This window comes from Sphingomonas vulcanisoli (genome assembly GCF_011761305.1).
GTDB lineage: Bacteria > Pseudomonadota > Alphaproteobacteria > Sphingomonadales > Sphingomonadaceae > Sphingomonas_I > Sphingomonas_I vulcanisoli.
This window is the reverse complement of sequence record NZ_JAAOZC010000010.1, coordinates 19,983-42,627: the sequence shown is the minus strand read 5'-3', so window position 1 is coordinate 42,627 and position 22,645 is coordinate 19,983. Positions and strand designations below refer to the sequence as shown.

General features: G+C 65.5%; 29 protein-coding genes. 1 reads left to right on the top strand and 28 read right to left on the bottom strand.

Annotation, left to right across the window (positions count from 1 at the left end; all coding sequences use genetic code 11):
• Positions 1-48: 48 nt before the first annotated feature.
• From FHS31_RS14645 to FHS31_RS14590, 12 genes are all read right to left on the bottom strand, one after another.
• Positions 49-972, bottom strand: a complete 924-nt coding sequence (locus FHS31_RS14645; RefSeq protein ID WP_167074872.1) for a ParB/RepB/Spo0J family partition protein — start codon at positions 970-972, stop codon at positions 49-51.
• Positions 972-1,733: a ParA family protein gene (locus tag FHS31_RS14640; protein ID WP_167074870.1), complete on the bottom strand. Its 762-nt coding sequence runs from the start codon at positions 1,731-1,733 to the stop codon at positions 972-974. Before FHS31_RS14640 ends, FHS31_RS14645 begins: the two co-directional genes overlap by 1 nt.
• Before the next feature lie 20 nt (positions 1,734-1,753).
• Positions 1,754-2,155: a PIN domain-containing protein gene (locus FHS31_RS14635; protein WP_167074868.1), complete on the bottom strand. Its 402-nt coding sequence runs from the start codon at positions 2,153-2,155 to the stop codon at positions 1,754-1,756.
• Positions 2,152-2,373 carry a type II toxin-antitoxin system VapB family antitoxin gene (gene vapB / locus FHS31_RS14630; RefSeq protein ID WP_167074866.1) on the bottom strand — a complete coding sequence of 74 codons (222 nt, stop codon included), beginning with the start codon at positions 2,371-2,373 and terminating at the stop codon, positions 2,152-2,154. Before vapB ends, FHS31_RS14635 begins: the two co-directional genes overlap by 4 nt.
• 437 nt (positions 2,374-2,810) lie before the next feature.
• A complete protein-coding gene (locus FHS31_RS14625) occupies positions 2,811-3,233 on the bottom strand; it encodes a hypothetical protein (protein WP_167074864.1) in 423 nt (140 codons plus the stop codon).
• Positions 3,187-3,507 (bottom strand): hypothetical protein, encoded by a 321-nt coding sequence (locus FHS31_RS14620; protein ID WP_167074862.1) that lies wholly within the window; start codon positions 3,505-3,507, stop codon positions 3,187-3,189. Before FHS31_RS14620 ends, FHS31_RS14625 begins: the two co-directional genes overlap by 47 nt.
• A gap of 142 nt (positions 3,508-3,649) precedes the next feature.
• On the bottom strand, positions 3,650-5,770 hold the full coding sequence (locus FHS31_RS14615) for an ATP-binding protein (RefSeq protein WP_208408749.1): 2,121 nt from the start codon (positions 5,768-5,770) through the stop codon (positions 3,650-3,652).
• A 166-nt stretch (positions 5,771-5,936) separates the two neighbouring features.
• Positions 5,937-6,101, bottom strand: a complete 165-nt coding sequence (locus FHS31_RS14610; RefSeq protein WP_167074860.1) for a hypothetical protein — start codon at positions 6,099-6,101, stop codon at positions 5,937-5,939.
• A 288-nt stretch (positions 6,102-6,389) separates the two neighbouring features.
• The gene (locus FHS31_RS14605; RefSeq protein ID WP_167074858.1) at positions 6,390-6,668 is read right to left on the bottom strand and encodes a PilZ domain-containing protein; all 279 of its coding nucleotides are present in this window, start codon (positions 6,666-6,668) and stop codon (positions 6,390-6,392) included.
• Positions 6,669-6,947: 279 nt separating this feature from the next.
• Positions 6,948-8,249, bottom strand: coding sequence for a HipA domain-containing protein (locus tag FHS31_RS14600; protein WP_167074856.1), 1,302 nt, complete (start codon positions 8,247-8,249; stop codon positions 6,948-6,950).
• Complete coding sequence (locus FHS31_RS14595; protein WP_167074854.1) at positions 8,246-8,602, bottom strand: helix-turn-helix transcriptional regulator; 357 nt, start codon at positions 8,600-8,602, stop codon at positions 8,246-8,248. The genes FHS31_RS14600 and FHS31_RS14595 overlap by 4 nt, the downstream gene beginning before the upstream one ends.
• 220 nt (positions 8,603-8,822) lie before the next feature.
• Entirely contained in the window at positions 8,823-9,233 is a 411-nt protein-coding gene (locus tag FHS31_RS14590; RefSeq protein ID WP_167074852.1) for a single-stranded DNA-binding protein, read from the bottom strand.
• Positions 9,234-9,602: 369 nt separating this feature from the next.
• Here FHS31_RS14590 and FHS31_RS14585 point away from each other — a divergent pair, with 369 nt between their 5' ends.
• Positions 9,603-10,088: a hypothetical protein gene (locus FHS31_RS14585; protein WP_167074850.1), complete on the top strand. Its 486-nt coding sequence runs from the start codon at positions 9,603-9,605 to the stop codon at positions 10,086-10,088.
• A 5-nt stretch (positions 10,089-10,093) separates the two neighbouring features.
• On the opposite strand, the gene FHS31_RS16760 is transcribed toward FHS31_RS14585, so the two are convergent.
• The 16 genes from FHS31_RS16760 to FHS31_RS14505 form a co-directional block, all read right to left on the bottom strand.
• Entirely contained in the window at positions 10,094-11,593 is a 1,500-nt protein-coding gene (locus tag FHS31_RS16760; protein WP_167074848.1) for a Swt1 family HEPN domain-containing protein, read from the bottom strand.
• A gap of 87 nt (positions 11,594-11,680) precedes the next feature.
• Positions 11,681-12,613 (bottom strand): DUF2493 domain-containing protein, encoded by a 933-nt coding sequence (locus FHS31_RS14575; protein WP_167074846.1) that lies wholly within the window; start codon positions 12,611-12,613, stop codon positions 11,681-11,683.
• Between the two features lie 328 nt (positions 12,614-12,941).
• Entirely contained in the window at positions 12,942-13,655 is a 714-nt protein-coding gene (locus tag FHS31_RS14570; RefSeq protein ID WP_167074844.1) for an SDR family NAD(P)-dependent oxidoreductase, read from the bottom strand.
• Complete coding sequence (locus FHS31_RS14565; RefSeq protein ID WP_341786372.1) at positions 13,649-14,146, bottom strand: DUF427 domain-containing protein; 498 nt, start codon at positions 14,144-14,146, stop codon at positions 13,649-13,651. Before FHS31_RS14565 ends, FHS31_RS14570 begins: the two co-directional genes overlap by 7 nt.
• Positions 14,143-14,505, bottom strand: a complete 363-nt coding sequence (locus FHS31_RS14560) for a thiol-disulfide oxidoreductase DCC family protein (RefSeq protein WP_167074842.1) — start codon at positions 14,503-14,505, stop codon at positions 14,143-14,145. The genes FHS31_RS14565 and FHS31_RS14560 overlap by 4 nt, the downstream gene beginning before the upstream one ends.
• Positions 14,506-14,513: 8 nt before the next feature.
• Positions 14,514-14,966, bottom strand: a complete 453-nt coding sequence (locus FHS31_RS14555; RefSeq protein WP_243843486.1) for a TspO/MBR family protein — start codon at positions 14,964-14,966, stop codon at positions 14,514-14,516.
• A gap of 68 nt (positions 14,967-15,034) precedes the next feature.
• On the bottom strand, positions 15,035-15,280 hold the full coding sequence (locus FHS31_RS14550) for a glutaredoxin domain-containing protein (RefSeq protein WP_208408748.1): 246 nt from the start codon (positions 15,278-15,280) through the stop codon (positions 15,035-15,037).
• 70 nt (positions 15,281-15,350) lie between these two features.
• Complete coding sequence (locus FHS31_RS14545) at positions 15,351-16,160, bottom strand: universal stress protein (RefSeq protein ID WP_167074838.1); 810 nt, start codon at positions 16,158-16,160, stop codon at positions 15,351-15,353.
• Between the two features lie 44 nt (positions 16,161-16,204).
• Complete coding sequence (locus tag FHS31_RS14540) at positions 16,205-16,480, bottom strand: hypothetical protein (RefSeq protein WP_167074836.1); 276 nt, start codon at positions 16,478-16,480, stop codon at positions 16,205-16,207.
• 159 nt (positions 16,481-16,639) lie between these two features.
• The gene (locus tag FHS31_RS14535) at positions 16,640-17,233 is read right to left on the bottom strand and encodes a DUF6927 domain-containing protein (protein ID WP_167074834.1); all 594 of its coding nucleotides are present in this window, start codon (positions 17,231-17,233) and stop codon (positions 16,640-16,642) included.
• A gap of 70 nt (positions 17,234-17,303) precedes the next feature.
• The gene (locus FHS31_RS14530) at positions 17,304-17,759 is read right to left on the bottom strand and encodes a hypothetical protein (RefSeq protein ID WP_167074832.1); all 456 of its coding nucleotides are present in this window, start codon (positions 17,757-17,759) and stop codon (positions 17,304-17,306) included.
• Between the two features lie 76 nt (positions 17,760-17,835).
• On the bottom strand, positions 17,836-18,891 hold the full coding sequence (locus tag FHS31_RS14525) for a Fic family protein (RefSeq protein WP_167074830.1): 1,056 nt from the start codon (positions 18,889-18,891) through the stop codon (positions 17,836-17,838).
• Positions 18,891-19,097, bottom strand: a complete 207-nt coding sequence (locus FHS31_RS14520; protein ID WP_167074828.1) for an antitoxin VbhA family protein — start codon at positions 19,095-19,097, stop codon at positions 18,891-18,893. Before FHS31_RS14520 ends, FHS31_RS14525 begins: the two co-directional genes overlap by 1 nt.
• A 62-nt stretch (positions 19,098-19,159) precedes the next feature.
• On the bottom strand, positions 19,160-19,465 hold the full coding sequence (locus FHS31_RS14515; RefSeq protein WP_167074826.1) for a gp53 minor capsid family protein: 306 nt from the start codon (positions 19,463-19,465) through the stop codon (positions 19,160-19,162).
• Between the two features lie 30 nt (positions 19,466-19,495).
• The gene (locus FHS31_RS14510) at positions 19,496-20,416 is read right to left on the bottom strand and encodes an ArdC family protein (RefSeq protein ID WP_167074824.1); all 921 of its coding nucleotides are present in this window, start codon (positions 20,414-20,416) and stop codon (positions 19,496-19,498) included.
• A 129-nt stretch (positions 20,417-20,545) separates the two neighbouring features.
• A complete protein-coding gene (locus FHS31_RS14505) occupies positions 20,546-22,600 on the bottom strand; it encodes a ParB/RepB/Spo0J family partition protein (RefSeq protein ID WP_167074822.1) in 2,055 nt (684 codons plus the stop codon).
• Positions 22,601-22,645 lie beyond the last annotated feature (45 nt).

Genomic DNA, 22,645 nt, shown 5'->3' with positions numbered 1-22,645 from the left:
GCCCTCCGCCGCCGGGCACGCGCTCGCGTCCCAGCCAGCGGCGCGATGTCAGTCGCGCACCGGCCGCAGCTCGTCTAGCTTGTGGCTGGCGGGCGTATCCTCACCCTCGAAGAGGATTTCGACCACGGCAGGCAGGACGATGCGACCACGCCGGCCACCGACATCGACGAAGATCGGCGCCAGTGGCTCGGGCTTCGCCTTCGCCTTGGTGCGCGTGACCTCGACCTTGGTCGGCGCCTCCGCGATCGGTTCGGTCACCGGAGCATCGGGAGTTTGTTTAGACAAACTTTCGTCAGCCTTGGCCGCGCGGTTCTCGATATCCTTGACCAGCGCGCGCGCCTCGGCGGTGGTGATCCCATCGCCGGCACGCTCTGCAATCAGCTTCTCGACGCGCGCCTCATCGAGCTTCCACGCCTGGAACAGCTCATAGACGGTGCGGATCGCGAGCGTGCCGGTCAGGTCGGCCAGCAGCGGCGGCATCGTCGCGACGGCGGCGTACATCGAGATCAAAGGCTTGGGGCGACCGAGCTTCTTGGCGATCTCGGCCTGTTTCATGCCGCCTTCGACCAGCCGCTTGACGGCCGAAGCCAGCTCGGCGGCGGTCAGATCGACGCGCTGATCATTCTCGATGACCTGGTCGACGATGTCGTTCTCATCGGATGCCGTCTCCGAGATGATCGCGGGGATGGTGGGCCATCCTAGCTGCGTCGCAGCGCGGAAGCGGCGATCGCCGTAGCGGATGATGAAGCGGCCCTCTTCGGCGGGACGCACGATGATCGGCTGCAGGATGCCCCGCTCCTTCATCGACGCCGCGAGATCCTTGAGAGCCTCGGGGTCAAAGGACTTGCGCGGATTGTCGGGATCGCTGCTGATCCGGTCGAGCGCCAGCGCGACCACCTGAATGGAGCTGTCCTGATTGGAGAGCGACAGCTCAAGGCCATCGACCAGTGCCGCGAACTTATTCTCGGCCATCACGCCTGATCCTTCTTCTTGGCGACCATACGATCGCGCACATGCGTGAGGATCGCTCGCAACTCGGTGGCGGCGGTCTTCGCGCCTTGGGATTTGATCGCCCAGACGGGCATACGATCACTCATCGCCTGCTCATAGGCGTCACGCGCCGTGACGACGCCGGGCACCATCATCTTGGTGCTGACCGCGCCGATCAGCGCCTCGAGATTGCCGCGCTCGCGGCGCGAGTGGCTGTTGAAGCGCGAGGCGACGAGGCCGAGGAAGTCGATCTTGCGCCCGCCCCTGCCCTTCATCTCGACGTTCTGGATCGACCCCAGCAACTGCTTGACTCCCTCGACCGCGAAATCCTTGAGCTCGATCGGCGACGCGAGCTGATCGCAGACCGCCATCGCCGCGAAATTGCGCGCGCCCCACGTCGGCGGCGTGTCGATGACGCAATAGTCGAAGGCATCGGCGAACGCGGCGAAATGCTTGATCATATAGGGCACATGGCCAAGCTCGATCGCGTGGAGGCGCTCGTCGCGATAGAGGACGGTGATCCCCGCCTCGCCGACGAGTTTGGCCGGCGCCTTCTTCTCGAACAGGTCTGCCGAGGGGAAGGCGCGACGTTCGCCCTGAAGCACCGAAGAGGCGTTCCCCTGCCCGTCCAGATCGACGACGAGAACGCGCGCGCCCGCCTCGGCCAGAAACCAGGCCAGATGGACGGCGAACATGGTCTTGCCCACCCCGCCCTTCTGATTGTTGATGACGATCGTCTGCATGGTCACTCCGCGCGGATGCGCTAACTCCATTTCTCGACGGCAAGGCCGCGTATTTCCGAAAATCGATCGGGATCGATCGTGACAAGCGTGAGCCCCTGGCTGCGCGCATGCGCAGCGACGAGAAGGTCGTAGCCCATTTTCGCGACCCCTGCCCGGCCCATTTGCTGGCCGAGATCGGCGGCGAGCTGCGAGGCGCGGGAATCGAAATCGAGTACCACGAAGCGGGAGGCGAAATCCTCGACCGCGCGGCGTGCATCGGCCGCATCGGACGCCTCGGCGGCCGCCGAGAATAATTCCATCAGCGCGATGCTCGAAAGCACGAGCCGATCGGCCTCGGCGTTGAAGCGCTCGCGCAAGCCCGAGGGGCGTTGCGACAACAGGGACATGCAGAAGGAAGTATCGAGCATGAACCGTGCGCTCACGGCTTGGTCCGTCGACGGGCCGGGACAGCGGGGCGCATACCGAGATCGACGCCGTCGGCGTCGAAGAAATCATCCCATGTGCCGGCAGCCGGCGACATGACGCGGCTGCGCCCGACACAGCGGATGGCGACGTCGCGGACGTCGGCCGGGAATTCGGCTGCCTTGGGGATGCGAACCGCCTGCGATCGATTGGTCACGAAGACCCGCGCTGTCGTCATTTCTCACCTGCCATATCGTTTTTGTATATGGCAGCGGAATTAAGTCAATGGCGGCGCGCGCGCCGCTTGCGTGACGATCCTTCTATCCCCATCTCATCCGCTTCAGTTTGAAGAGGAAACTTCGCGCAAGACGACTCACGATTATCGCGGCGTGGATCGCTTCCATCACCGGGCTCACCATCGAGGCCACCATTCACGTGCCAAATATGGAGGTTCATATGGCTGCACACGTCGATTTACATCTGCACGGAAAAGCGGGCGCTGACGTGATCCCTGGTGGGGTAGCCGATCCACGCGAGCGATAGAGTGACCACCGTTATAGCGAAGTGCCTCATCAAGGTTAGCGCCGGGAGGGGTTCGATTCCCCTCCGTCACACCACAGCCGAAACCCGAAAAGTTTGTTCAAACAAACTTCGGGCGATCGACGCCCTCGGGCTTCAGCTTGCCCAGCGCGCGTAGCGCCCATCCGGGTCGTGATAGCCGCTGATCGAAGGTTTGCCCTTCAAGCCCCCTACCCGCACCGCGAGCTTAGCGAGTTCGTCCGCCGCGCCATTCTTCCATCCCTGCTGGATCGCCCAGGACTTGATCGCAATGGGATCGAAGCTGTGTCCCTTCGCGCGCAGGATCCGCAGAATTTCGTCCGCCTTCTCCTTGTCGCGCGCCACCAGAACGCCGTTGCCAAGATTGATGAGGCTGGTGAGCGTCGTCAGCGCCTTTTCCACGACTGCGTCGGTCAGAAGCGGCTTCGCGGCCTTGGCCGCCTGCCCCGGCACGACCGGATTCCACCGCGAAACCCAGCGCTCGACCTGATCGTCAAATTCGGGGACCGCGAAACACAGCGGCCAGCCCGGTGATGCCATCGATGGTCTCAAGCATCCGATCCTCGGCAAAATAAGCGATGATGATCGCTCCTCGCGCGAACCCGCCGAGAGTTTGCAGCGTCGCGTGGCGCAGCGGCTTGCCGGAAGAGGGCAGGGGAAGCGAATTGTTGGCGAGCAGCGCCTTTGCAGCGGCCTTGCCGACGAAGTTGGCAAGCGACGTGCTGTTGAGCTGCGCCTTTGCGTGGGTCAGCAGGATGACCTCGCGCACATCGGCATTCTGCTTGGCGAGCGCATCGGCGTACCCGCTGGCCATTTTCCAGGCGGCCGGATCCTGAGCGTCGATCGGAATAAGGATACGGGCAGGGGAGGGGGAGGGCACGTCGATACTCCGTCGAGAGATGGCTCGCTGCTAGATGGGATCGCGGCCTTCCATCCGCCAGCCAGACGAAGTTTGTTCAAACAAACTTTTGCGGCGCGGCGTCCGTCAAAGCTGGGGCAGGGGAAGGCGCGATCGACAGCAGCCCCGCCAGCCGCGTCGCCAGATCGGCTTGCCGGAAAGGCTTTTCGAGGCGAGGGATTTCAGCGTCGATGCCGATCGCATCGGAATAGCCCGAAACGATCAGCACGGGCAGATCGGGGCAATGTTCGGCGACCGCGCGCACCAGTTCGACGCCGGTCATATTGGGCATGAGATGGTCTGTGATCAGCACATCGACCACGCCGCAATCCTTGAGCAGGTCGAGTGCCATCGCCCCTGAACTGGCTTCGATGACTTTGAAGCCAATGTCTGCGAGCATGTCGGCGGTACTGGCGCGCACGAGATCCTCGTCGTCGACAAGCAGGGCCGTGCCGGCGATCGGCGTTAGCTGCGCAGCTGCGGGCAGCGCGCGCACAACCGTGTCGGCGCTGACCGGAAGCCACAGGCTCACGGTCGTGCCCTGATCAATCGCGCTCTCGATGGTAAGGGCACCGCCCAGCTGCGAGGCAAGGCCATGCGCCATCGACAGGCCAAGGCCGGTGCCCTGGCCGATGCCCTTGGTTGAGAAGAAGGGCTCGATCGCGCGCTTGCGGGTCGCATCGCTCATCCCAGCACCGGTGTCGGAGACGGCGATCACGACATAATGGCCGGGCGCGATGTCTGCCTGATCGGCGCGCGGCGAAGCCTGCCGCGCCGACAGGGTGAGCTGACCACCGCCGGCCATCGCGTCGCGCGCGTTCACGGACAAATTGAGCAGCGCCATCTCGATCTGGTGCGGATCGGCGACCGCGAGCGGCAAGCCTTCGGACAGATCGAAGTTGAGCGCGACCTGCGGCCCGAGCGTCGTCTCGATCAGCTCGCGCATCCCCTGGATCAGCGCCGAGGCGTCGATCGGCTCGGGCTTGAGCGGCTGGCGACGCGCGAAGGCGAGCAGCCGCTGGACAAGCGTGCGCGCGCGGTCGGCGGACTGTAGCGCACCGTCGATCATCCGCTGCTCGCGCTCGCCGCCGACCTTGCGCCGCTGGAGCAGATCGAGGCTGCCGATGATCGGGGTCAGCAGATTGTTGAAATCATGCGCGACGCCGCCAGTCAGTTGCCCCATCGCGTCGAGCTTCTGCGCCTGGCGAAGCGCCTCCTGCGCCTCGATGAGTTCGCGGGTGCGCTCGGTCACCAGATGCTCGAGCGTCGCGGCCGAGCTTTGCAACGCTTGCTCCATCCTTTTCTGATCGGTGACGTCGACCGACAGTCCGTCGAGCGTCAGCGGCGTGCCGTCGTCGGCATAAGAGGGCTGTGCCCGGATGCCGATCCAGCGTGTCTCGCCGTCGGGCGTGATCAGCCGATATTCGATGTCATAGTCGCCGCCGCTCCGGATGCTGGTGGCGATCGCCTCCTCGACGCGCGCCTTGTCGTCCTCGTGGATCGCCGCGTGCAGATCCGTATAGGTGAAGGGCAGCGCGGGATCGCGGCCGAAGTTGATCCGGCACATCGGTGAGGTTTCGAGATCACCGGTCGCGATGTCGAACGACCACATGCCCATGCGCCCGGCCGCGACCATGAGACTGCGCTGGCGGGTGTTGTCGGCGGCGAGCTTCAGCAGCCGGGCATTCTCGATCGCGATCGCCGCCAGGCGCGCGAGACTTTCGAGGCGGCGGATGGTGGCGCGATCATGGACGCGGACCTCCGACCAATAGGCGCCCAGAGCCGCCACCGCGCGCGGACGTCCGATCGGTGCCATCAGCAGACTGCGCACGAAGGTCGGCGCATAGGCTTCCTGCGGCACACGCGCATCGGCGCGGATGTCGGAGATGCAGACGGTCTGGAGATGCTGCATCGCCCAGCCGGAGATGCAGATATTCTCGTCGAAGCGGCTTCCGGCCCAGAGCGGGCTGATCGAATCCTCGGCGACATAAAAGCAGCGATCGTCTTCGCGGATGACGACGGCGATGCCCTCGGCGCCGACCACGTCGCGCGCGGTGCGGCGCAGGACGTCGACGACCTCGGCCATGGATTGCGCCGCGGCGAGCTGCTCGCTCGCGTCGATGAGAAAGTCCTGTGGGCTTTCCGCGTCGTTCGCCGCTTCCTGTTGTTCGCCGCTCACGCCCGTCTCCATGCGTTCAGCCTAGCACGGAAAAGCGAACAGCAGGATCAACGACATGGACGAGAAGTCGGGTTCAGCCCGAGCCCCGTCCGCAAAGTTTGTTCAAACAAACTTTTCGAGCTGAGCGACCCTCGCTCGAGGAGGAGGGGGCCGAAGCCCCCTCCGATCAGGCAAAGGGATCATATTCGGCGACGACGGTGACGCTGGCGTCGACCTCGTCGGCGGTGAGGACGGCGAACTGGGTGCCGATCGCGATCACGGCGGTGGCGACCATCAATGTCTTCGAGAGGCTGAGCGCGCTGCGGCGAGCGATCCAGATGTCGTTGAACATGTCGAGGCTCCTTGTCCGTCGGCGGGTGCATCCCGCTCGACTGACGCCCGACGTGTCCGCAGTCCGGCCGCGATCATTTTTTCGAGGATCGGAAAAAACCGTAGCGCAGCGCCCGGACCCTTTACGGGTTGATCGTGGAAGGCCGGGCTGTGGACCAAGGATCGCGTCACAAAGAGCGGGAGGTGCCCGCCGACGGCTGCCCGGTGGCTGTTGATTATCGACGCATTATGGCCGGTCGCGTCCTCTGACACGCCGGACGCTGCAGGTCCGGCTTTCGCTGCGCGTCAGCTAAGCTCGGAGGAAAGCCTTGACGGTGTCAGCGGAGTGCCGCTGCGAAAAGGTGACGCCGAAGCGGGGCGGGCTGGACCAGGCGACCTGCGCCGCCACGGTCGTGTCCTGGATGCTGAGCCGGACCAGCGCCCCTCGATCACAGCTGGGCTCGCTGTGGATGAGCGCGCCGGTTTCGGAGATGTCGAGCAGGTGGGCTCGGCGCTCCCCCTTGGGACCGCAGATGACGAAGGGCTCGAAGATCTTCTGTCGCTTTGCGTTTCTGGCGGGATGGTCCATCACGATTATTCCTCGGCTCTGGGGAATTTTATCGCGATAGTTTCGGGTCAGCAACAAGCGAAGCGCGCGTTCACACCACACCTTTTGGCTATTCCCCACGGTCGGATCAGCACCGGGGGGGCGTTGCGGGGGGTCGAGCCCCCCGCAGAAGGGGTCTGCCGAGACCCCCAGTCGCTGGGGGCGGCTCGGCGGCAGGGGAAGGCCTTCCCCTCAAGAGCATCTACCCTGCCTGGACATGTGATATCGATCGCCGAAACCTTCGGCCCGACATCATTCTCCTCAGTCGAAGGTCAACCGAAGCGTATCGGCGATATCGTCGACGAAGCGCGGCAGCACACCGACCGCGCCGGCGATCCGCCGCCATTGGTGGGCGGCCTCAAGCACTTCCTCCAGCATGGCTTTGACGCCCCGCGCCGAAACCCCGGCGACGTCGCCGCCCGCGATCAGATCGGCGAGCGTGAAGGCATCGCGCTTGCCGGCCAGCGACATCTGATGCTGCGACGTCCACTCCCCACGTGGATTGTAGGAATAGGAAATGTCGAACGCGGGCGAGAGCCGCCAGTCGCCCTCGCGATCCATGAGGAAGGCGACATTCTTGACGTGATCGTCCTGGTTGCGCGCGACGATGTTGAACAAGGCCCGGCGGAATTGCTGGTCGATCTGCGACTGGGGCAGCCCGAGCTGGCGCATGACGAGGAAGGCCTGCTCGTAGCTGTTGGCGCGCGGATCGTTGAAATCGAGATGCGCGAGCGCGGCGAGCGACTGCATATGGAGCCGATCGCCATCGTCGAGACGGTCGAAGCGGCGCGTCATGAAATGCCGCCGGCCGCCTTCTTCGAACAGGCGGCATTCGGCCATGTCGATGCCAGCGCGTCCAGCCATGATCGAATAAGCGAATTCGATCGCGCCGAAGCCCGCCGGATCGGCCAGCTCATGATCCTTGTTGTTGGCGACCCCGTCGAACTTCATCAGCCAATAGCCAAAGCCGGCAGGTGCGGAGACCTGGCCCGAGCGCACCTCGTTGGTGTCGGGGTTCCAGGCGATGATCGCCTTGGCGCGCGCGCCGCCGGCCGAAGTGCCGATGCGCAGGATCTCGCGCAGTGCTGCCGCTTTCTCCTCCGAGGCGAAGGTGACGTTCAATTCGGCACGGTGGACCAGCACCTCGGACGCGAGCTTGACCAGTTCGCCGATCGCGAGCGTATCGGCGGCGGTCGCGGCCGGTCCGTGGCTCGGCGCGAAGGTGAGCGCGCCCATGCCGCGTGAGCCGGTGTAGCAGAGGCGTTCGACCGCGTTGAAGTCGGCGGGCAGACGCCCTTGCGTCGCCAGCCAGGCGTCGATCAGCGTGTTGCCGTAACGATCGGGAAGCGCGTCGGCGAGCAGCCCGGGCAAGCCGTGGAAGCTGACGGGCGGCAGGCCCGGAAAGCGATAGACCTGCCGCCCGAGCGGCATGGTCAGCGGCGAGACCTCGATGCCGCTGGTCGCGAAATCGGGATCATATTCAAAGCTCGCGATCCGCTCGCCGGGGGGCAGCGTCACCGCGCCGATCCGGCTGCCCCAGAGCGAGACGACGGCGGTCGTCACTTCTTGTCGCCCCAGACCCAGCCGGGCTTGGCGCCGCGCGCGACCGGCGCCTTGGTGGTGCGCGCCCGCTGGCGAACCTTGGGCTTGGCGCCAATCTGCTGGAGCGGGCGGATCGAGACTTCGGGGAAGAGCTGGTCGAGATTGTCGGTGAGACGCAGCGCGCGCAAGATGCGCAGCAGCTTGTCGAGCTGGACCGGCGTGCCGGACTCGAGCCGTTCGATGGTGCGGCTGGATACCCCCGCGGCCTCGGCCAGCTGCGGCTGCGTCAGGTTCATGCCGACGCGGTGCGCACGGGCACGCCTGCCCAATTCCTCGAGCATGACCGAATCGGGCGTGGTCGCGGCGATCTTCATTTCTCGCCATATATGGCGGGTTAGCCTACGAAAGCAAGATTATGTCGCCGTAAGTGGCGAGTTAGGCGAACCGCCCAACTTCCAGACACTATTCGCCAGATGTGGCGAGTAACCCACGCCTCTCTGCACTTAGTCGCCAGATATGGCGAGAAACAACAATGAGGCGCCCAAGCAGCCGAAAAGGCCCGGCGGCTGAGCCGCCGGGCCGATCCCGACCCCGTCAGAAGGGGACGTCGTCGTCTTCATTGTCCTGGGTGCCGCCGGTGCGGTTCTGGCGGGACTTGCCGTAGCTGAGGAATTTGACGTCCTCCGCGATGATCTCGGCGCCGTAGCGTTCGATGTTCTGATTATCGGTCCAGCGGGTGTAGTGGATGTGGCCGGTGACCATCACCTTCTGGCCGGTCTCGACATATTCGGCGACCGTCTTGGCGATGCCGTTGAAGCAGGTGATCCGGTGCCATTCGGTGTCCTCGGCGCGGCGGCCGTTCTCGTCCTTGAAGGTCTTGCCGTTGCTGTCGCGCTTGGGACGCGAGGTCGCGAGGTTGAACTTGGTGATCTTGGTGCCACCCTGGGTGGTGAGGGTCTCGGGCGCGTTGCCGACGTTGCCGGCGAGGATGACGAGGTTCTGCATTTCGAGGTTCCTTGTGCTTCGCCGGGGGATCGTTCCCTCGACTGAACCCCGACCAAGCTGGCCAGGCCGGTGCTTCCACCGGAGCGCGCAGACGCGAAAGGGGAACCCCGATCGCAGGAGTGGTGCGGGCAGCCGCGGCAGCGGCAACACGGTCCGGAAGATCGCGGGTTGGAATACCGGACGGTCAGATTAGGGGTTTCAGTGAAAGAGAGGGGATGATCCCCAACGGGCGGACACCGGGCCTCAGGAACGCCCTCCGCTGCTCGCCGACCGGATCACGCGCCCAGCTCGCCACAGGAAGGCCCAGACACCCAAACCATCGCGACCCATCCAGTGCGCTCCAGGCGGCATAGTCGAACGGAGAGGAGGGTGCGCACGATCATCGAAACCGCCAAACGCCTCAAGGCGGGCCTGACGACCACGACGCCGAGCGACCAGCAAGGATGGTCCCACCACCTTGACGCACCGACCGCACGAAATGAAAATCCGACAATGGACGATTTTGCCGCGATCTTTAAGGCGCTACGCTTGCTCTACGCGAAGCACGCGGACGCCTGCGTGCTCCTGGCCGACGACGCCGATCGCTACATCCTTGGCACGCATGAGGTTCGCCAGCGGGATGGCTACCGGACCTGGCTCGGCGGCGTCGAGATCAAGAAATCCTACGTCTCGGCGCATCTCATGCCGCTCTACATCCATCCCGACCTCATCGAGACCATGACGCCCGACCTGCGCCGCCGGATGCAGGGCAAGGCCTGCCTGAATTTCAAACGAATCGATCCGAACCTCTTCGCGCAACTCGACGCGCTGATCGACCTCGGGATCGCGCGCTTTCGGGCCGACGGTCGTCTCTGACGACCTCAGGCGTCGGCGTCCCAGCCGTGATCCCAGATCCCATCACGTTCCATCCACCCCACCAAGCGTCGGATGATGAAGACGATCTCGCACAACAAGGGCGGCTCGATCGGCCGGCTGTGCATCGTTGGGCGCCGATAGGCGGTGAGGCGTTCGAGATCGACCCGCAGCCATTCCGCGCGATCGAACACGGCCTCGAAATGCTCGCTCCAATTGTCGCGCCGAACGATGATCGTGAGCAGGTCGCCGAGATCGGTGTAGAAGATCAGATCGAGCGCGGCTTCGCCGCTCCGCATGGCCTCGCGGCGGCGCTCCTTGGCACGGCCGACGATATCGCCGGGCACGCGCTGTACGAACCATTTGGCACCGTGCGCGGGCGCCAGCTTTGCCGCGACGAAGGCGCGCAAGCCGTTCTCGAAAGCCTCGATCGCGCCGAAAGCGCCCAGCTTGGGGCGGGTCGCCAGGATCCGCATACGAACTGGCCCCGCCTCAACGATGGCGGTGACGGCACCCGAGCGCGTGCGACCGCCTTCGACGACACCGCTGTCGACCAGGATCGCGATCGTCTCGGCATTGTCGGCGTCGAGCAGACCGTCGTCGACGGCCTGGTCCCGATATATTCGCACGCGCTCGACCGGGTTGCGCCAATGACGGCTGTCGACATGGTCGAACGCGCTGAAGCCGCCAAGCACCGCTTCATAGGCAGTTCGACTGGCCAGCGTATCGGGACCGAGCACGTCGATCGCGCCGGCGTAGGCCGACATCTTGGACGAGGTGAGACCGAGCGCTGCGTCGATGTCGATCCGGGACATGATCGCCGACCGGCCAAGCTCGGCGCTGGCCGTCGAGATGCCGGCGGCCGCCAGCTTCAAAGCGGCGACCTGCTCCTGCGCGGCACGATCAGGTCCGAGGAGCGACGACAGAAAGTCGGGCTGCGCCGCGATCCGGCTCGCCCAATGCTCAGAACGGGCAAAGGCGCCGATCGCGCCGCGCTCGATGCCGAGCCCCGCAAGCGTCTCACTGTACCGGCTGTGGGATGCGAGGCCCGAGAAACTGGCATAGGCCTTCTCGATCTCGCTTTGGATCTTGAGCGTGGGCGACGCCGCCAGCGCGAGCTTGGCGGCGGTGTCATAGGCCCGGTCAAACGGAGAGATCGCAGCAGCGCTGATTTTGCCGATCGCCGCCTCGATGGCACTGTGCGCGACGCCATAGCGCTCGAAAGGATCATGCCTGCCGATCGCAAGCTTGGCCATCGTGGCTGAAATAGTCTCGGGAGCATCGAAGCCACCGATCCCTGCTGCGGCGAGCTTGGTTGCGGCTGCGATCGCGGAATCGTCGAGGCCGCGCACGGCGCGGCTGTGGCGATCCTCTCCGAACATGCCGGCAGCGGTCAGCTTGGCGAACGCACGCTCCTGTTCGAGCGCGCGATCGATTGTCGATTGAAAGGCGTCGGTCGCGGTGAACCCCAGCGCCATATCGCGCAAAGACTTGCTGCCGTTCGTCACCAATACTGCCCCTTTGCAATACGGGGCCAACATAGGGATGCGTCAGCGCGGATGCGAGCCCGCCGGCCAGGCCGGCGGGCAGCGATCTCACAGAGCCTGCGGCGGCACCCCGAGCGGACCGCGACGATCGACGACGCGGATTCCCGCCTTCTTGGCATCGATGACCAGACGCTCGGTCACGCCATTGCCCTGAAAGGCAATCACGTAGCGAGGCTTCAGGGACAGCATCTGCTCGTTGCGGCGGAAGCCCGCACGATCGCCCAGTTTGCGATCGAGCCCGAAGCGCACCTGCTGGATGCCATGCTGCTCGGCCCAGGAGGCAGCCAGACGTTCGATGCCCTTCATGTCGCCACCGTGGACCAGATACATGTCGCCGACGCGCTCGCGGACCGCGTTCAGCGTCCGGAGCAGATTGTCGCCGAAGGTCGTCATATCGGCGTCGCTGGCGAAGCTCAGCCGCCCACCGGCGAAGACGACGGGCGTGCCGACTGCGGTGTTGGCATCGCGGATCCGCTCGCGCCGCGCGCGCAGGAAGGCCCGGCCATCGACGATCGCGGCGGTCACTCCGAGCGAGATGCGGTTGCCGGTCGACGGCACCCACGAGCGGCCAGTCTCGCGCAGATAATGGGCGGCTGCGGTATCGCGCATTTGCTCGAAGCAACCCGCGGCTTCCTCGATCTTCTTGGCGAGATCGATCTTCTCCTCGAGGTCGGTGGTGGCGATCTCCGAGCCGTCCTGCTCGGCGATCAGCACCCGGATCTCGTCGGTCAGCCGATCGATGGTCGCGTGCTTCTTGGCGGCGGCGCGGTGGAAGAGATTGACCAGACCCCAACCAAGCTCCTCGGTGTCGCGTTCGAGCGACGTGTTGAAGAGGGTGGCGAAGAGGTCGCTCCATAAGGCGGTGATGGTCTGTTCGAGCGCTTCAGAGGGTGGCGGTGCCATGCCGGAGAGATCTTCGACGCGGGGTTCGAGATGCCCAAGCTCCAGAGCGGCAAGCGCTGCGGCAAGTGATGTGGACATGGGACGAGGCCTTTCTTGTTCTCGGCCCGGCGGCTCATCCGCCGGATGCGCACCTCAGGGGGCGCCGGAACAGAGGGGACCGCACCGAGGCGGAGCCGAGGGGAACCCGCGAAATTCGGGTGGAGCGGGCAGCCGTGGCACACGGCAACACGGCCGGATTTCGGGGGTTGCGGGCGCCTCGCGGCGCCCCACATGCCGCATCCCTCTGGCGGGTGAGCCGCCGGGCCGCGACGAACAGCGACCACGGCCACCACATCAATCGCGCTGCCAGCGCCCGGGGAAATTGCAACCACCGTCCCCGCAATCTAGCTACCGCATGGCGCAAGCCTCAAGGATCGATCTCCTTTCCGTCCCAGGCGAAGATCCGACCCGACGCCTCGAGCGTAAGATCGTCGATCACGGCAAGGAGCTGGCGGGCGGCCCGGTCCGCGCCGAAGAGCCGCTCAGGCGGCACGCGCCCCTGAAACGGCGCGCTGAGCGACGTGTCGACGGTGCCGGGGTGGAGGGCCACGCAGATCGCCTCCGGGCGCGTCCGGCGAAGCTCGATCGCGGCCGACCGGATGATCATGTTGAGCGCGGCTTTCGAGGCGCGATAGCCATACCAGCCCCCGGTGCGATTGTCCGAGATGCTGCCGACCCTGGCGGAGAGCATCGCGATGACCGCGCGTCGATCCTTCGGCAGGAGCGGCGCGAAATGCTTCAGAAGGAGCGCCGGCCCGATCGTGTTGACCGCGAACGATCGTGCGAGCGCCGCAGGTTCGAGATCGCGCAGCGCCCGCTCGGGCATGTGCCCGGCATCATGCAGCCACCCGGTGGCGACGAGGACGAGATCGACCGGTTCACCAAGCCGGCCGGCGGCGGCGGCGATGCTCGCTTCGTCGGTGATATCGATCGGGCCATGCAGGATCCGGTCCTCGTTCGCACCGGGTCGGCGCGCGAGCGCATGGATGCGATCGAACCGACCCGAGGCACCGAGCGCATCGACGAAGGCAGAGCCGATGCCGCCACCCGCGCCGACGACGACGGCGACCGCGCCTACCACCCCTTACTGCCGGGGATGCCCTTGAAGGGACCGACGATGCGCGATGTGATCCAGCCGCCGTAGAAGCCGCCCGGCTGCGGCACGACCTGCTCGTCGTCGACGAAGCAGGCATCCATCATGCCGGCATAGAATGCGACATGATCGGCTATGCTCGCAAAGAGAGCGGTCGGGTTCGGATAGGACCAGGCGGCCTTGGGCCGCACGATATCGCCCGCAACCACGTCATAATAGATCGCAGCGCCTTTCCATTCACAGAAACTGCTACCGGCCACCCGGTGCAGCGCGCCGGGCGCGATATCGGCGAGCGGGAAATAATAGGTTGGGGGATGGCTGGTCTCGATCGTGCGCACGGCGCGCCGGGTTTCGGCGATTGTCTGCCCATTCAGCACCACGCGCAGGTGCGCCTCCGTCGGCAAAGCGATCGCCGGACGCGGGAACGACCAGACGCTCTCCTGATCGGGGCCGGCCGGCAGGGGCGTTGGCCGGATCACGAGGGCGATCGCTCGAAATGACGCGCGATGCGCTGGAGAGACGGCCGGATCGTGAGGAAGCGCCGATACGCCGCTTCGAGAAGTCGCAGAACCACCGGGTTGCGCGCTGCAAGACCGAGCGGTCGCAACAGCGGGATGGCCCGCCACATCGCCGCGAATGCGGCGGCTCCTGACAGCATCTCGCCGTCTTCTTCGGCGTGGAAGCGGGCGAGCAACGCCTTGCGATCGGCAGGGCAGATGCTCGCGCCTTCGCTGACATCGACGAAGCGTATCGCGCCACGCCGATCGAGGCGCCGCATCAGGGCGATCTCGCGCCGGCAGAGCGGACAGCCGCCATCATGCCAGACGGTCAGGCTCATAGCGTGCGCTACGACCCCAGATTGCGCCGCCAGATGCTGGTGGCGAGGATCGTCGCGAAGCCGAGCCACGCGACCAGCGGCACGGCCGTCAGCTGCGCCGCGCGATCGACCTTGTGGGTTGTCGCGACATAGGCGCCCGCGCCGGCGAGCATGGCACCGGACGCGGCAGCGCTGGTGCCGAGCGCGCGTCCACGAAAGAAGATCTCCGACCAGCCGCCGATCATGCCGATGGTGCCAAGCCACAGGCCAATCGACGCATTGCGCCGCGCGGACGGTGCTGCGCGCAGCAGGCGATAGCCGCCCACCGCCATGCCGGTCTCCAAGACCGGCCAGACGAGGCCGAAGGCCGCGTCAGGCGGGGTGAAGGCGGGCTTGTCGAGGCCGCGATACCAGTCGCGGATATCGGGATGCGACGGATCGGGCGCGTTGCGGCGACCGAGCAGCGCGCTCAGGCCGAGCATGCCCACGACGACGGCCCCGGCCGCGACCGGCGACAGGCCGCCACTCTTTTCCGAACGCTGGGGTCGCGTCATGCGGCGAGATAGCGCTCGAGGTCGTCGCTGCCGCCGATGCGCTTGCCACCGATAAAGATCTGGGGCGTCGTCTCGACACCCTCCTTTTGCTCGAACGCTTCGACCTCGTCGCGGGAGCGCAGGATATGCTCGTCGATGGCGAAGCCTTTGTCCTCGAGCATCTGCTTGGCCCGCACGCCGAACGGGCAGGTCTCTTCGGGGAGCACCATGCGGTAAAGGGTCGCGGTGTTGTCGTCGGCCATGGCAATTCCTCACGCGCGGCCGAGGCGACCGCCTGCCGCTACAAGCGCAGGCGGGGCTGTGACGTTCCCATCACCGCTGATGGACGAGCAGGACCGGGATCGGCGATTTCGCCAGCATCGTGCGCGTCGCCCCGCCGAAAAGCGTCTCCAGCGCGCGGGAGTGGCCGTAGCCGCCCATCACCGCATAATCGTAAAGACCGTGGCGTGCTTCCTTCACCAGGACACTGCCCGCGCGCTCATACCTGCCATGAAGCGTTCGGATCGTCGCCTCGACACCATGCAGTTTGAGATAATCGACGGCAGTCTTGACCGGGATGCGAAGGGAATTGTCGTCCGCGTAAACGAGTGTGACAGACTCGGCGTGTTGCAGGATCGGCATGGCGGCGCGCAGCGCCGCGTCGGCGTCGCGCGATCCATCCCAGGCAACCATCGCGCGCCCATCGGCTTTCAGGCCATCGGCAGCCGGCGGCATCACGAGGATCGGCTTGCCGAGCTCGACCAGCAGGTCGCCGATCACCTCCTTCATCCACGGGACAAACGTGCCCATCGCATCGGTGCTGAGCACGATGAGATCGATGAGGGCGGCGTGGATCCCGATCGACTGGCGCACGAGGCCGTAGGTATCGATCCAGTCGTAGCGCACGCCCTCGGTATCGAGGCGTAGCGTCAGCTGCGTCTTGTTGAGGCTTTCGCGGGTGCGCTCTTCGGCGAGCATGAGGCCGCCGTCGACGAACGCCGCCGTGTCCCCGACGGCATCGGGCACGACCGCGACATCGACACAGTGGAGATGCGCATCGAGCAGGTGCGCAAGCGCGACGGCGCCCTGATAGCGCGCTTCCTGGCCGGCATCGTCGTGGACGAGCAGAAGAATGGTTTTCATGGCAAACGCCTCCGTCTGAACCAGAGCCAAGGGTGATGGAGGCGCTAGTCGCGCGATATTCGCGTATCTACGTAATCGGGCTCGTTTGCCGGGACCGGCTGCGACCAGCGGGCCGACATCCAGGCAGCGGTCTCCGCGCATCGCCTGGACAGATCGCAACCGTCGCATTCGGCCGGGTCACGGGACCGCAGGCAGAGCGTGAGGTAGCGACGCTCGAGATCCTCGTGGATGAAGCGCGATGCGCCGCAGGCCGCGTTCGCGACCATCTTTGCTTCAGCACGCGCCCGTGATCGCGCGTGTTCGCGTTCCTCGGCCTGCATCAATGCCTCCCGCCCAAGACACCGGATAGCGACGGGTGCCTCCCGAGCCGGGCGGCGCCTGTGCCAATCGATCGTGTCAGGCGGATGGTCGCTGATGCGGACGGGCACCAACATTCGTGAATCTACGAGGGCGACCAGCGCCTGCGGCGATCGCCCTTGTCAGCGCGTGCGAACCGCCGGATTGACCAGCCGGTAGCCCCGCCGCTTGACGTTCGGGATGCGGCAGATCGCCCGCGACATGGGGTCGCGAAACAAAGCCTGCTTTCCCTTCGGATTTGGCACGACCTCGAGACGGTCGCGCGCCTGGCCGTCGCTGAAAGTCAGCGCTTCGTCGAAGATGATGATCTGCCCAGGACGCGGGGTCGGCCTGGCGTTGACCAGACGACGATGCTCGAGATGGTCGCGGCAGCGACTTCGCCACGCCCGCGCATAGTCGCTCTGCGTCTCGGTCAGCAGGTCAAGGATTGCGGCCGGGCATTCGCTCTCGTGCGGCCCCATATCCTCCGACATGTCCTTATATCCGAACGTGCAGCCATCCCTGGCGCCGCTGCTTCGCTTGGTCAGGCAGATGACCGCGAACACCATCCGGACGTCTGTGTCGATCCGCTCGCATGCGGCATAATAGGTCGTGCCGACCATCGACGATGCCAGCACGGTGAGGCGATGGTCATCGCGCACATAGGTGAATTGATCGTCGAGATAGGCGCGCGGAGTCGCGAAGCGACCGAGGTCGCGCATGAAAAGCCAACCCATGATGTAATCTCCAGAAAGGGGGCGAGGCCTCCGGCAATCTGCAGCCAGTCGGTCCGCCTCGGCGGGTCACTCAGGCGTCAGCGCGATCCGCAACGACGAGCGGCGGCACGACGAAATCGGCCTTTCCGAAATGGGCGAAGATCGCCTCGAGCGAGCCCAACCGCTCGATGTCGGCCCGATCGATAAGGATGCGATCACTCTCGTCTGCGACGAAAAATTGCAGGGCACCGGTGCCTGTGAAAACCACGCGCTCCGGATTCCATTCGCAATCATAGCCGCCACACCAGCGGGCAAAGGCGAGGCCATGGGTTACGCACCATGCTTCGAGCGTCTCGAACGAGCCCCCGGCGACTTCATGCGCGTACAGGCAGAGCCGCTCGCCTTCGGTGCGATCCTCGGGGCCAAAGGCCGGTCCGTCCCACTCGTTCGAGAGACCTTCGCTGGCGATGATTGCGACGAGATCCGCATAATCACTCGGCGTGACCAAGCCGCCAAGCTCGATCGATGCGGAAACACGATTGGCCATGATATCCTCCGTGAAAAGAGCCCGCAGCGGCGAGCCCACGCCTCGGCGGAAGCCTCTCCTCCAGTGCCCGAAGGCCTTAGCGCTCGCGGTGCGAAGGGGGCCGACGCGACGCCAAATCTGTGGCTGCAGCTGCCCGGTCGCGGACCAGCGCTCGCTCGGCGTCCGCAACGGCACTTCCTAGCCCGATCACGCGCTCGATCGCTCGCTCACCCGGCACACGCTTCACGTCCACGGACGTGACGCCCGCGGCAGCGCCGCGCGCCAGCAGGTTTTCGGGGCCGGCAGCGCCGTCGATCCATCGGTGCCGTTTGGCCGCTTCCTCATGCAGCGGCGCGAGAGAGGGCGTGCGCAGCGCCAGAATGCGCGCCCGTTCTTCGTCCCAGCGCGCTTGGTGGCGAGCAGCCGGCAGGAGCATCTCCATCTCGCTTTTGACATCGAAGAACGCGAGGGTCTCGACCTCGGCGCCCATCCGCCCGCGATCGACCGATTGCCGGATGATCTCACCGAGTCGGTCGGCCTTCTGAAGTTCGCCGAGCGTCAGATACGCAGCATATTGATCGCGATCGGCGATGTCGGTCGGTTCCTTGCCGGCGATGCCGGGGTAGGCCCGCTGCAGGACGGCGAAGTCGCGCGCCATGTAGAGATTGTCGCGCGTGACGGCATTGGCGTTGGTCGTTCCCCAGTCGAGCGAATAGCCGGCCTGGCGCGCGAGCTGATCGGTGAAGCTGCGCAAGGTGCGGCTGTTACCTTCGCGAAAAGGGTGGAGATGATCGAGATCGCCGTAGAGCCTGGCCATCCGTCCAGTGAATTCGGCGGGAGGGAGGCCGCGCAGGGCCGCGCCGCCATCGAGCGTCGTGAGCACCTCCGTCAGACGGGCATCGACTTCCGGACGCAAAGCATAAGGGACGGCGTAACGGAAGCGCGTCGATTCCAGCACGCGGCGCTTCATATGCCCGGGGGCGTCAGGCCGAAAATCGCCGGGCGCGTGATGCGTCAGATCCTGGAAGATCCGACGATGGACTTCACGAAGGTGGTCGACATCGAAGCGACCGCGCACGGGATCGAGCTGCAGCTCGGTGATGCGCGCGAAGGTGATCCGGCCTTCGCGGGCCGCGTCGATCTCCGTCGCCACTATAAGGCGGCGATGGCAGCCACATGTTCGGCGACGGTCAACTCACCGTCGATGAAACGGCGGTTGATCGCCTCGGCTTCCGCATTGAGCTCGAAGCCCTCGAAGCGCACGCTTCCCCGCGCGAAATCGACCGCTTCCTGGCGGCGCGCGCGCTCCTCCGTCGAAATCCGGGGGTGATCGCGGGTGACTTTGCGCTCGATATTCATCGCCGGTCTCCGGTGAAAACCATAGCAAAAAAGGCGGCCGAACCCAACCGCTTCCTCTCCTCTCAACCGGTTTCGGCAAGGCGGCCGGAGGCGACCTCGACCCAGCGTTGGCCATCGGCCAGATCGGCGAGGACACCGCCATCGGTGAGCACGATGACCTCTTCGCCAGCCTGATACGCTTCGCGCACCCCAGCGCCTTGGGGCCGCTTGGCGATACCGCCCGGGCTCGCGCGCTCGGGGTCAACGACGCATGTCCCATCGCTGACCGCGACGAAGGCACCGAAGCGGATCGGTGCCTTCGCGATTGCCGTCACGGTCCGATGAACGGTCATGGCGATGACCGTATCGTCGATCCAACCCCCCGTCATCGCGAGATGCCACGAAAGCGATACGAGAGGTCAGGCTGCTTGGCGAAGGTCGGATCCTGTCTCGACCGCGCCGATACCCGAGGCCCGCATCAGATAGCCCGCAGCCGCCTCCGCCTTGGCGGCGAAGGTCATGATGGCCCGGCTGTCGCGTTTGAGGACGTGCAGCCAGGAGCCGATATAGGCTGCGTGATCGTCGAGATGGAAGGTCGGAAGACCGAGGTCGGCGCCGACCAGCGACGCCGCCATCTCCGCCACGACTTCCTCGCAAGCATAAGCCTGATCACCGAATTTCTTGCCGAACTCCCGGTCGAGGCGATCGGGATGCCCGGTCCAGTGCGCACCTTCATGTGCGAGCGTCGCCGCCCATCGCGCGCGGGTCATGAACAGCGAAACCGGAGGCATGGTGATGCTGTCGGCCACCCGATCGTAGAAAGCGCGATCGCCACGCTCGTGAACGGTCGCGGGCAGCCCTTCAACGAACTGAGTCGCACGCTCCGGCAGCGCATCGACCGGTGGAACGAGCGCCAGGGTGTCGGGGCGAAAGCGGTCGGGCAGTCCGTCGATCTGATCGACGTTGAAGACCGCATAGCTGCGCAGGACACGTCGCAATTCGTCCGCCGCATCGCCGCTGATCGGCGACTGCACGGTCTTGCTGTAGGTCTTGTAGAAGATCGCGAATTGCGACCGCTCGTCTTCGCGAACCTGGCCCCCGAGCGCCTGAGCCTGTTTGTAGGTCATCCAGGTGCGCCCGTTATACCCCGCGCTTTCGGCGACCAGCCAAAGCCAGAAGCAGTTGATGCCGCGATAGGGCTCGCCGGTGACGCGCAGGGGACGCCCGCCAAGTCCCGGTCGCCACGGCTTGACCCAGGGGCGCACGCCGGATTCGAGCTTCTCGATGATGGCGTTGGTGATGATGTCGGCGGGCGACGGCTTGTCCGGTGTATTTGCCATTGCGGATCTCCAGATCATAAGTGGGAGTGCGCCGGTTCGCCGCGTCCGATCGGCGCGGCTGGAACGAGCACAAAAAGAGGGGCGACGCTCTTGCGAGTGCCGCCCCAGTCGCCTCGAACTGTGATCCGATCAGGCGGCTTCGCTCAGCTCCTCCTCGCCCGGGTCGCCGGCACCGTCGTGCGCGCCGTCAGGCTCGGCGCCATCCTCCGCAGCCTCGGGCTCGTCGCCATCCGAAAGGAAGGCGGAGTGGAGCGCGTGACGCTCGGGCTGTTCGATCGCGTCGAAGCGCATCGCCTCGGGCAGCCAGGCGGTCGCCTTCTCGCGGATTTCCGCCTCGACGATGCCCTGGCCCGCACAGAGGGACGCGCAGGTGTTGGCGAGATCGCCCTTCTTCGCATCCTTATACCGACCGCGCAGCACCGGCCCGCCGATCTCGGCGAGGGCGTCCAGCATGACGTCCTTCTTCACCCGGCCGAAAAAGTTTTCGGCGGTCGGACGCCACCACTGCGCAACCTGGATCTCGAGGATGCGGCCGAGGTGATCGTGGAAGCCGTTCAGGCGGCCGCCGTCACCGACATTGAGCGTCGGTTCGAGCGTCTGGGCGATCACGAACGCCACCCATGCGCCCCGCGCCTCGTCGTCGAGCGCGCGAAACGCATCGAACCGCTCGGTCATCGTTCGATGACCCGCCCAACTCGTGTCGAGCGCCTGGCGCTGCTCTTCGATCGCCCGAGAGGCGGTCGATCCCTCGTCGCGAAATGCCGTGATCGGGAATTGCGCGGCGCTCGCCTTCAGGGTCGAATGGTCACGCACGTAATTGTTCGCGAACACCGTGCCGTGCGCCATCAGGAAGATGGTCAGGTCGAGCGCGAGGCCCGGGTCGCTCGCGACATGCGCCACCAGGATCTGACGACGCTGGGTCGCCAGTTCATCGACGAGCGTCGCGCTGAGCTTGACCCCGACATCGCCGTCACCCGCGGTGGATGGGTCCGCCGGAGACGAGGTCGGCGCGGGCGCGTTCGGATCGACCACGGGACGCTCGCTGAAGAGGCGGGTGTGAACCCGCGCTTCGCCATCACCGCCGATATAGACGAACGTGCCGAGCTGCGCTTTCACGTCGCCATCGATGACCTCCCGGGCCGCGTCGATCTCCTCGAGTTCGCGATCGATCGCGTCGAGACGATCGTTGGCGGCCTGCGCCTCGGGCGTGCCGTCCTCCAGACCATTTTCGAGGGCCTCGACCAAATCGTCGTTCTCGGCCGAAAGCGCTTCGACGCGCTGCTGCTCCTCCTCGGTCAGCGGACGGGCCGTCGCATGATATTCGTGCAGCTGGCGCTCCAGATCGTATGGCACATGGGTCGCGGCGATCGGCGTGACAAAGGCCAGGCCGTGCGTCTGCGCGACCTCGGCGGCGGCGGCTTCGAGCTTCTTGGCGGCAAGATCTTCGAGCAGATCGACGTCGGTCCAATTTTCATCGGCCTCGGTCGCGAACAGGTCGCCCTCGACATGACCGCCCGCCGCGACATAGGCCTCGCGGCCCACGAAACGCGCCTTGGCGTCGTTCGCCTTGACCGTGCCATTCAGGATCGCGCGGCGAATATTGTCGGGCTGGTCACCGTAATAGTGATTGCGCATCTGCGCGAACACCCGGGCCTGGCGATCGGTGTCGGCGGTGACGGCATAGGCCTGCGCGACGCCGAGACTGATTTCGCCCGATGCGAGAGCCTCAAAGACAGGCTCCGCCAGTTCGGCGAGACGCACACGCTGCTCGACGAAGCGGGTCGTGACGCCGAAACGCTTGGCGACGTCCTCGGCGGTCGCGCCCTTGTCGATGAAATGCTTGAAGGCGGTGCATTCGTCGGCCGGGTTCATGCTGGCCCGGTGAAAATTCTCCGACAGGCTTGCCTCGACCGACGCGGTATCGTTGGCAAGCACGAGGACCGGCACCTCATGATCGGCGGCAAAGCGGCCCTGCTCGATGAGGAGCTGGAGCGCGCGCAACCGGCGGCCGCCCGCCTTGACCGTAAAATGGCCCGCTTTCTTGAGCGGGGTAACGATCAGGTTCTGTAGGAGGCCTTGCGCGAAGATATTCTCGGCGAAGCTCGCCAGGTCGATATCCCGATTGCGCTTGCGGACATTGTCCTTGGAAAGCGTGAGGTTCTTGACCTTTACGGACTGGATCATCGGTCGTCTCCATCTGGAACGAGCGCGCCCAAAGCTCTCAAGCGG

Bases quoted from the DNA above. Each gene is read 5' to 3' on its own strand.
- FHS31_RS14645 (WP_167074872.1), bottom strand. From the start codon at position 972: ATGGCCGAGAATAAGTTCGCGGCACTGGTCGATGGCCTTGAGCTGTCG.
- FHS31_RS14640 (WP_167074870.1), bottom strand. From the start codon at position 1,733: ATGCAGACGATCGTCATCAACAATCAGAAGGGCGGGGTGGGCAAGACC.
- vapB (WP_167074866.1), bottom strand. From the start codon at position 2,373: ATGACGACAGCGCGGGTCTTCGTGACCAATCGATCGCAGGCGGTTCGC.
- FHS31_RS14625 (WP_167074864.1), bottom strand. From the start codon at position 3,233: ATGGCATCACCGGGCTGGCCGCTGTGTTTCGCGGTCCCCGAATTTGAC.
- FHS31_RS14620 (WP_167074862.1), bottom strand. From the start codon at position 3,507: ATGGCCAGCGGGTACGCCGATGCGCTCGCCAAGCAGAATGCCGATGTG.
- FHS31_RS14610 (WP_167074860.1), bottom strand. From the start codon at position 6,101: ATGTTCAACGACATCTGGATCGCTCGCCGCAGCGCGCTCAGCCTCTCG.
- FHS31_RS14605 (WP_167074858.1), bottom strand. From the start codon at position 6,668: ATGGACCATCCCGCCAGAAACGCAAAGCGACAGAAGATCTTCGAGCCC.
- FHS31_RS14595 (WP_167074854.1), bottom strand. From the start codon at position 8,602: ATGAAGATCGCCGCGACCACGCCCGATTCGGTCATGCTCGAGGAATTG.
- FHS31_RS14590 (WP_167074852.1), bottom strand. From the start codon at position 9,233: ATGCAGAACCTCGTCATCCTCGCCGGCAACGTCGGCAACGCGCCCGAG.
- FHS31_RS14575 (WP_167074846.1), bottom strand. From the start codon at position 12,613: ATGTCCACATCACTTGCCGCAGCGCTTGCCGCTCTGGAGCTTGGGCAT.
- FHS31_RS14560 (WP_167074842.1), bottom strand. From the start codon at position 14,505: ATGAGCCTGACCGTCTGGCATGATGGCGGCTGTCCGCTCTGCCGGCGC.
- FHS31_RS14555 (WP_243843486.1), bottom strand. From the start codon at position 14,966: ATGCTCGGCCTGAGCGCGCTGCTCGGTCGCCGCAACGCGCCCGATCCG.
- FHS31_RS14550 (WP_208408748.1), bottom strand. From the start codon at position 15,280: ATGGCCGACGACAACACCGCGACCCTTTACCGCATGGTGCTCCCCGAA.
- FHS31_RS14545 (WP_167074838.1), bottom strand. From the start codon at position 16,160: ATGAAAACCATTCTTCTGCTCGTCCACGACGATGCCGGCCAGGAAGCG.
- FHS31_RS14540 (WP_167074836.1), bottom strand. From the start codon at position 16,480: ATGCAGGCCGAGGAACGCGAACACGCGCGATCACGGGCGCGTGCTGAA.
- FHS31_RS14535 (WP_167074834.1), bottom strand. From the start codon at position 17,233: ATGGGTTGGCTTTTCATGCGCGACCTCGGTCGCTTCGCGACTCCGCGC.
- FHS31_RS14530 (WP_167074832.1), bottom strand. From the start codon at position 17,759: ATGGCCAATCGTGTTTCCGCATCGATCGAGCTTGGCGGCTTGGTCACG.
- FHS31_RS14520 (WP_167074828.1), bottom strand. From the start codon at position 19,097: ATGAATATCGAGCGCAAAGTCACCCGCGATCACCCCCGGATTTCGACG.
- FHS31_RS14515 (WP_167074826.1), bottom strand. From the start codon at position 19,465: ATGACGGGGGGTTGGATCGACGATACGGTCATCGCCATGACCGTTCAT.
- FHS31_RS14510 (WP_167074824.1), bottom strand. From the start codon at position 20,416: ATGGCAAATACACCGGACAAGCCGTCGCCCGCCGACATCATCACCAAC.
- FHS31_RS14505 (WP_167074822.1), bottom strand. From the start codon at position 22,600: ATGATCCAGTCCGTAAAGGTCAAGAACCTCACGCTTTCCAAGGACAAT.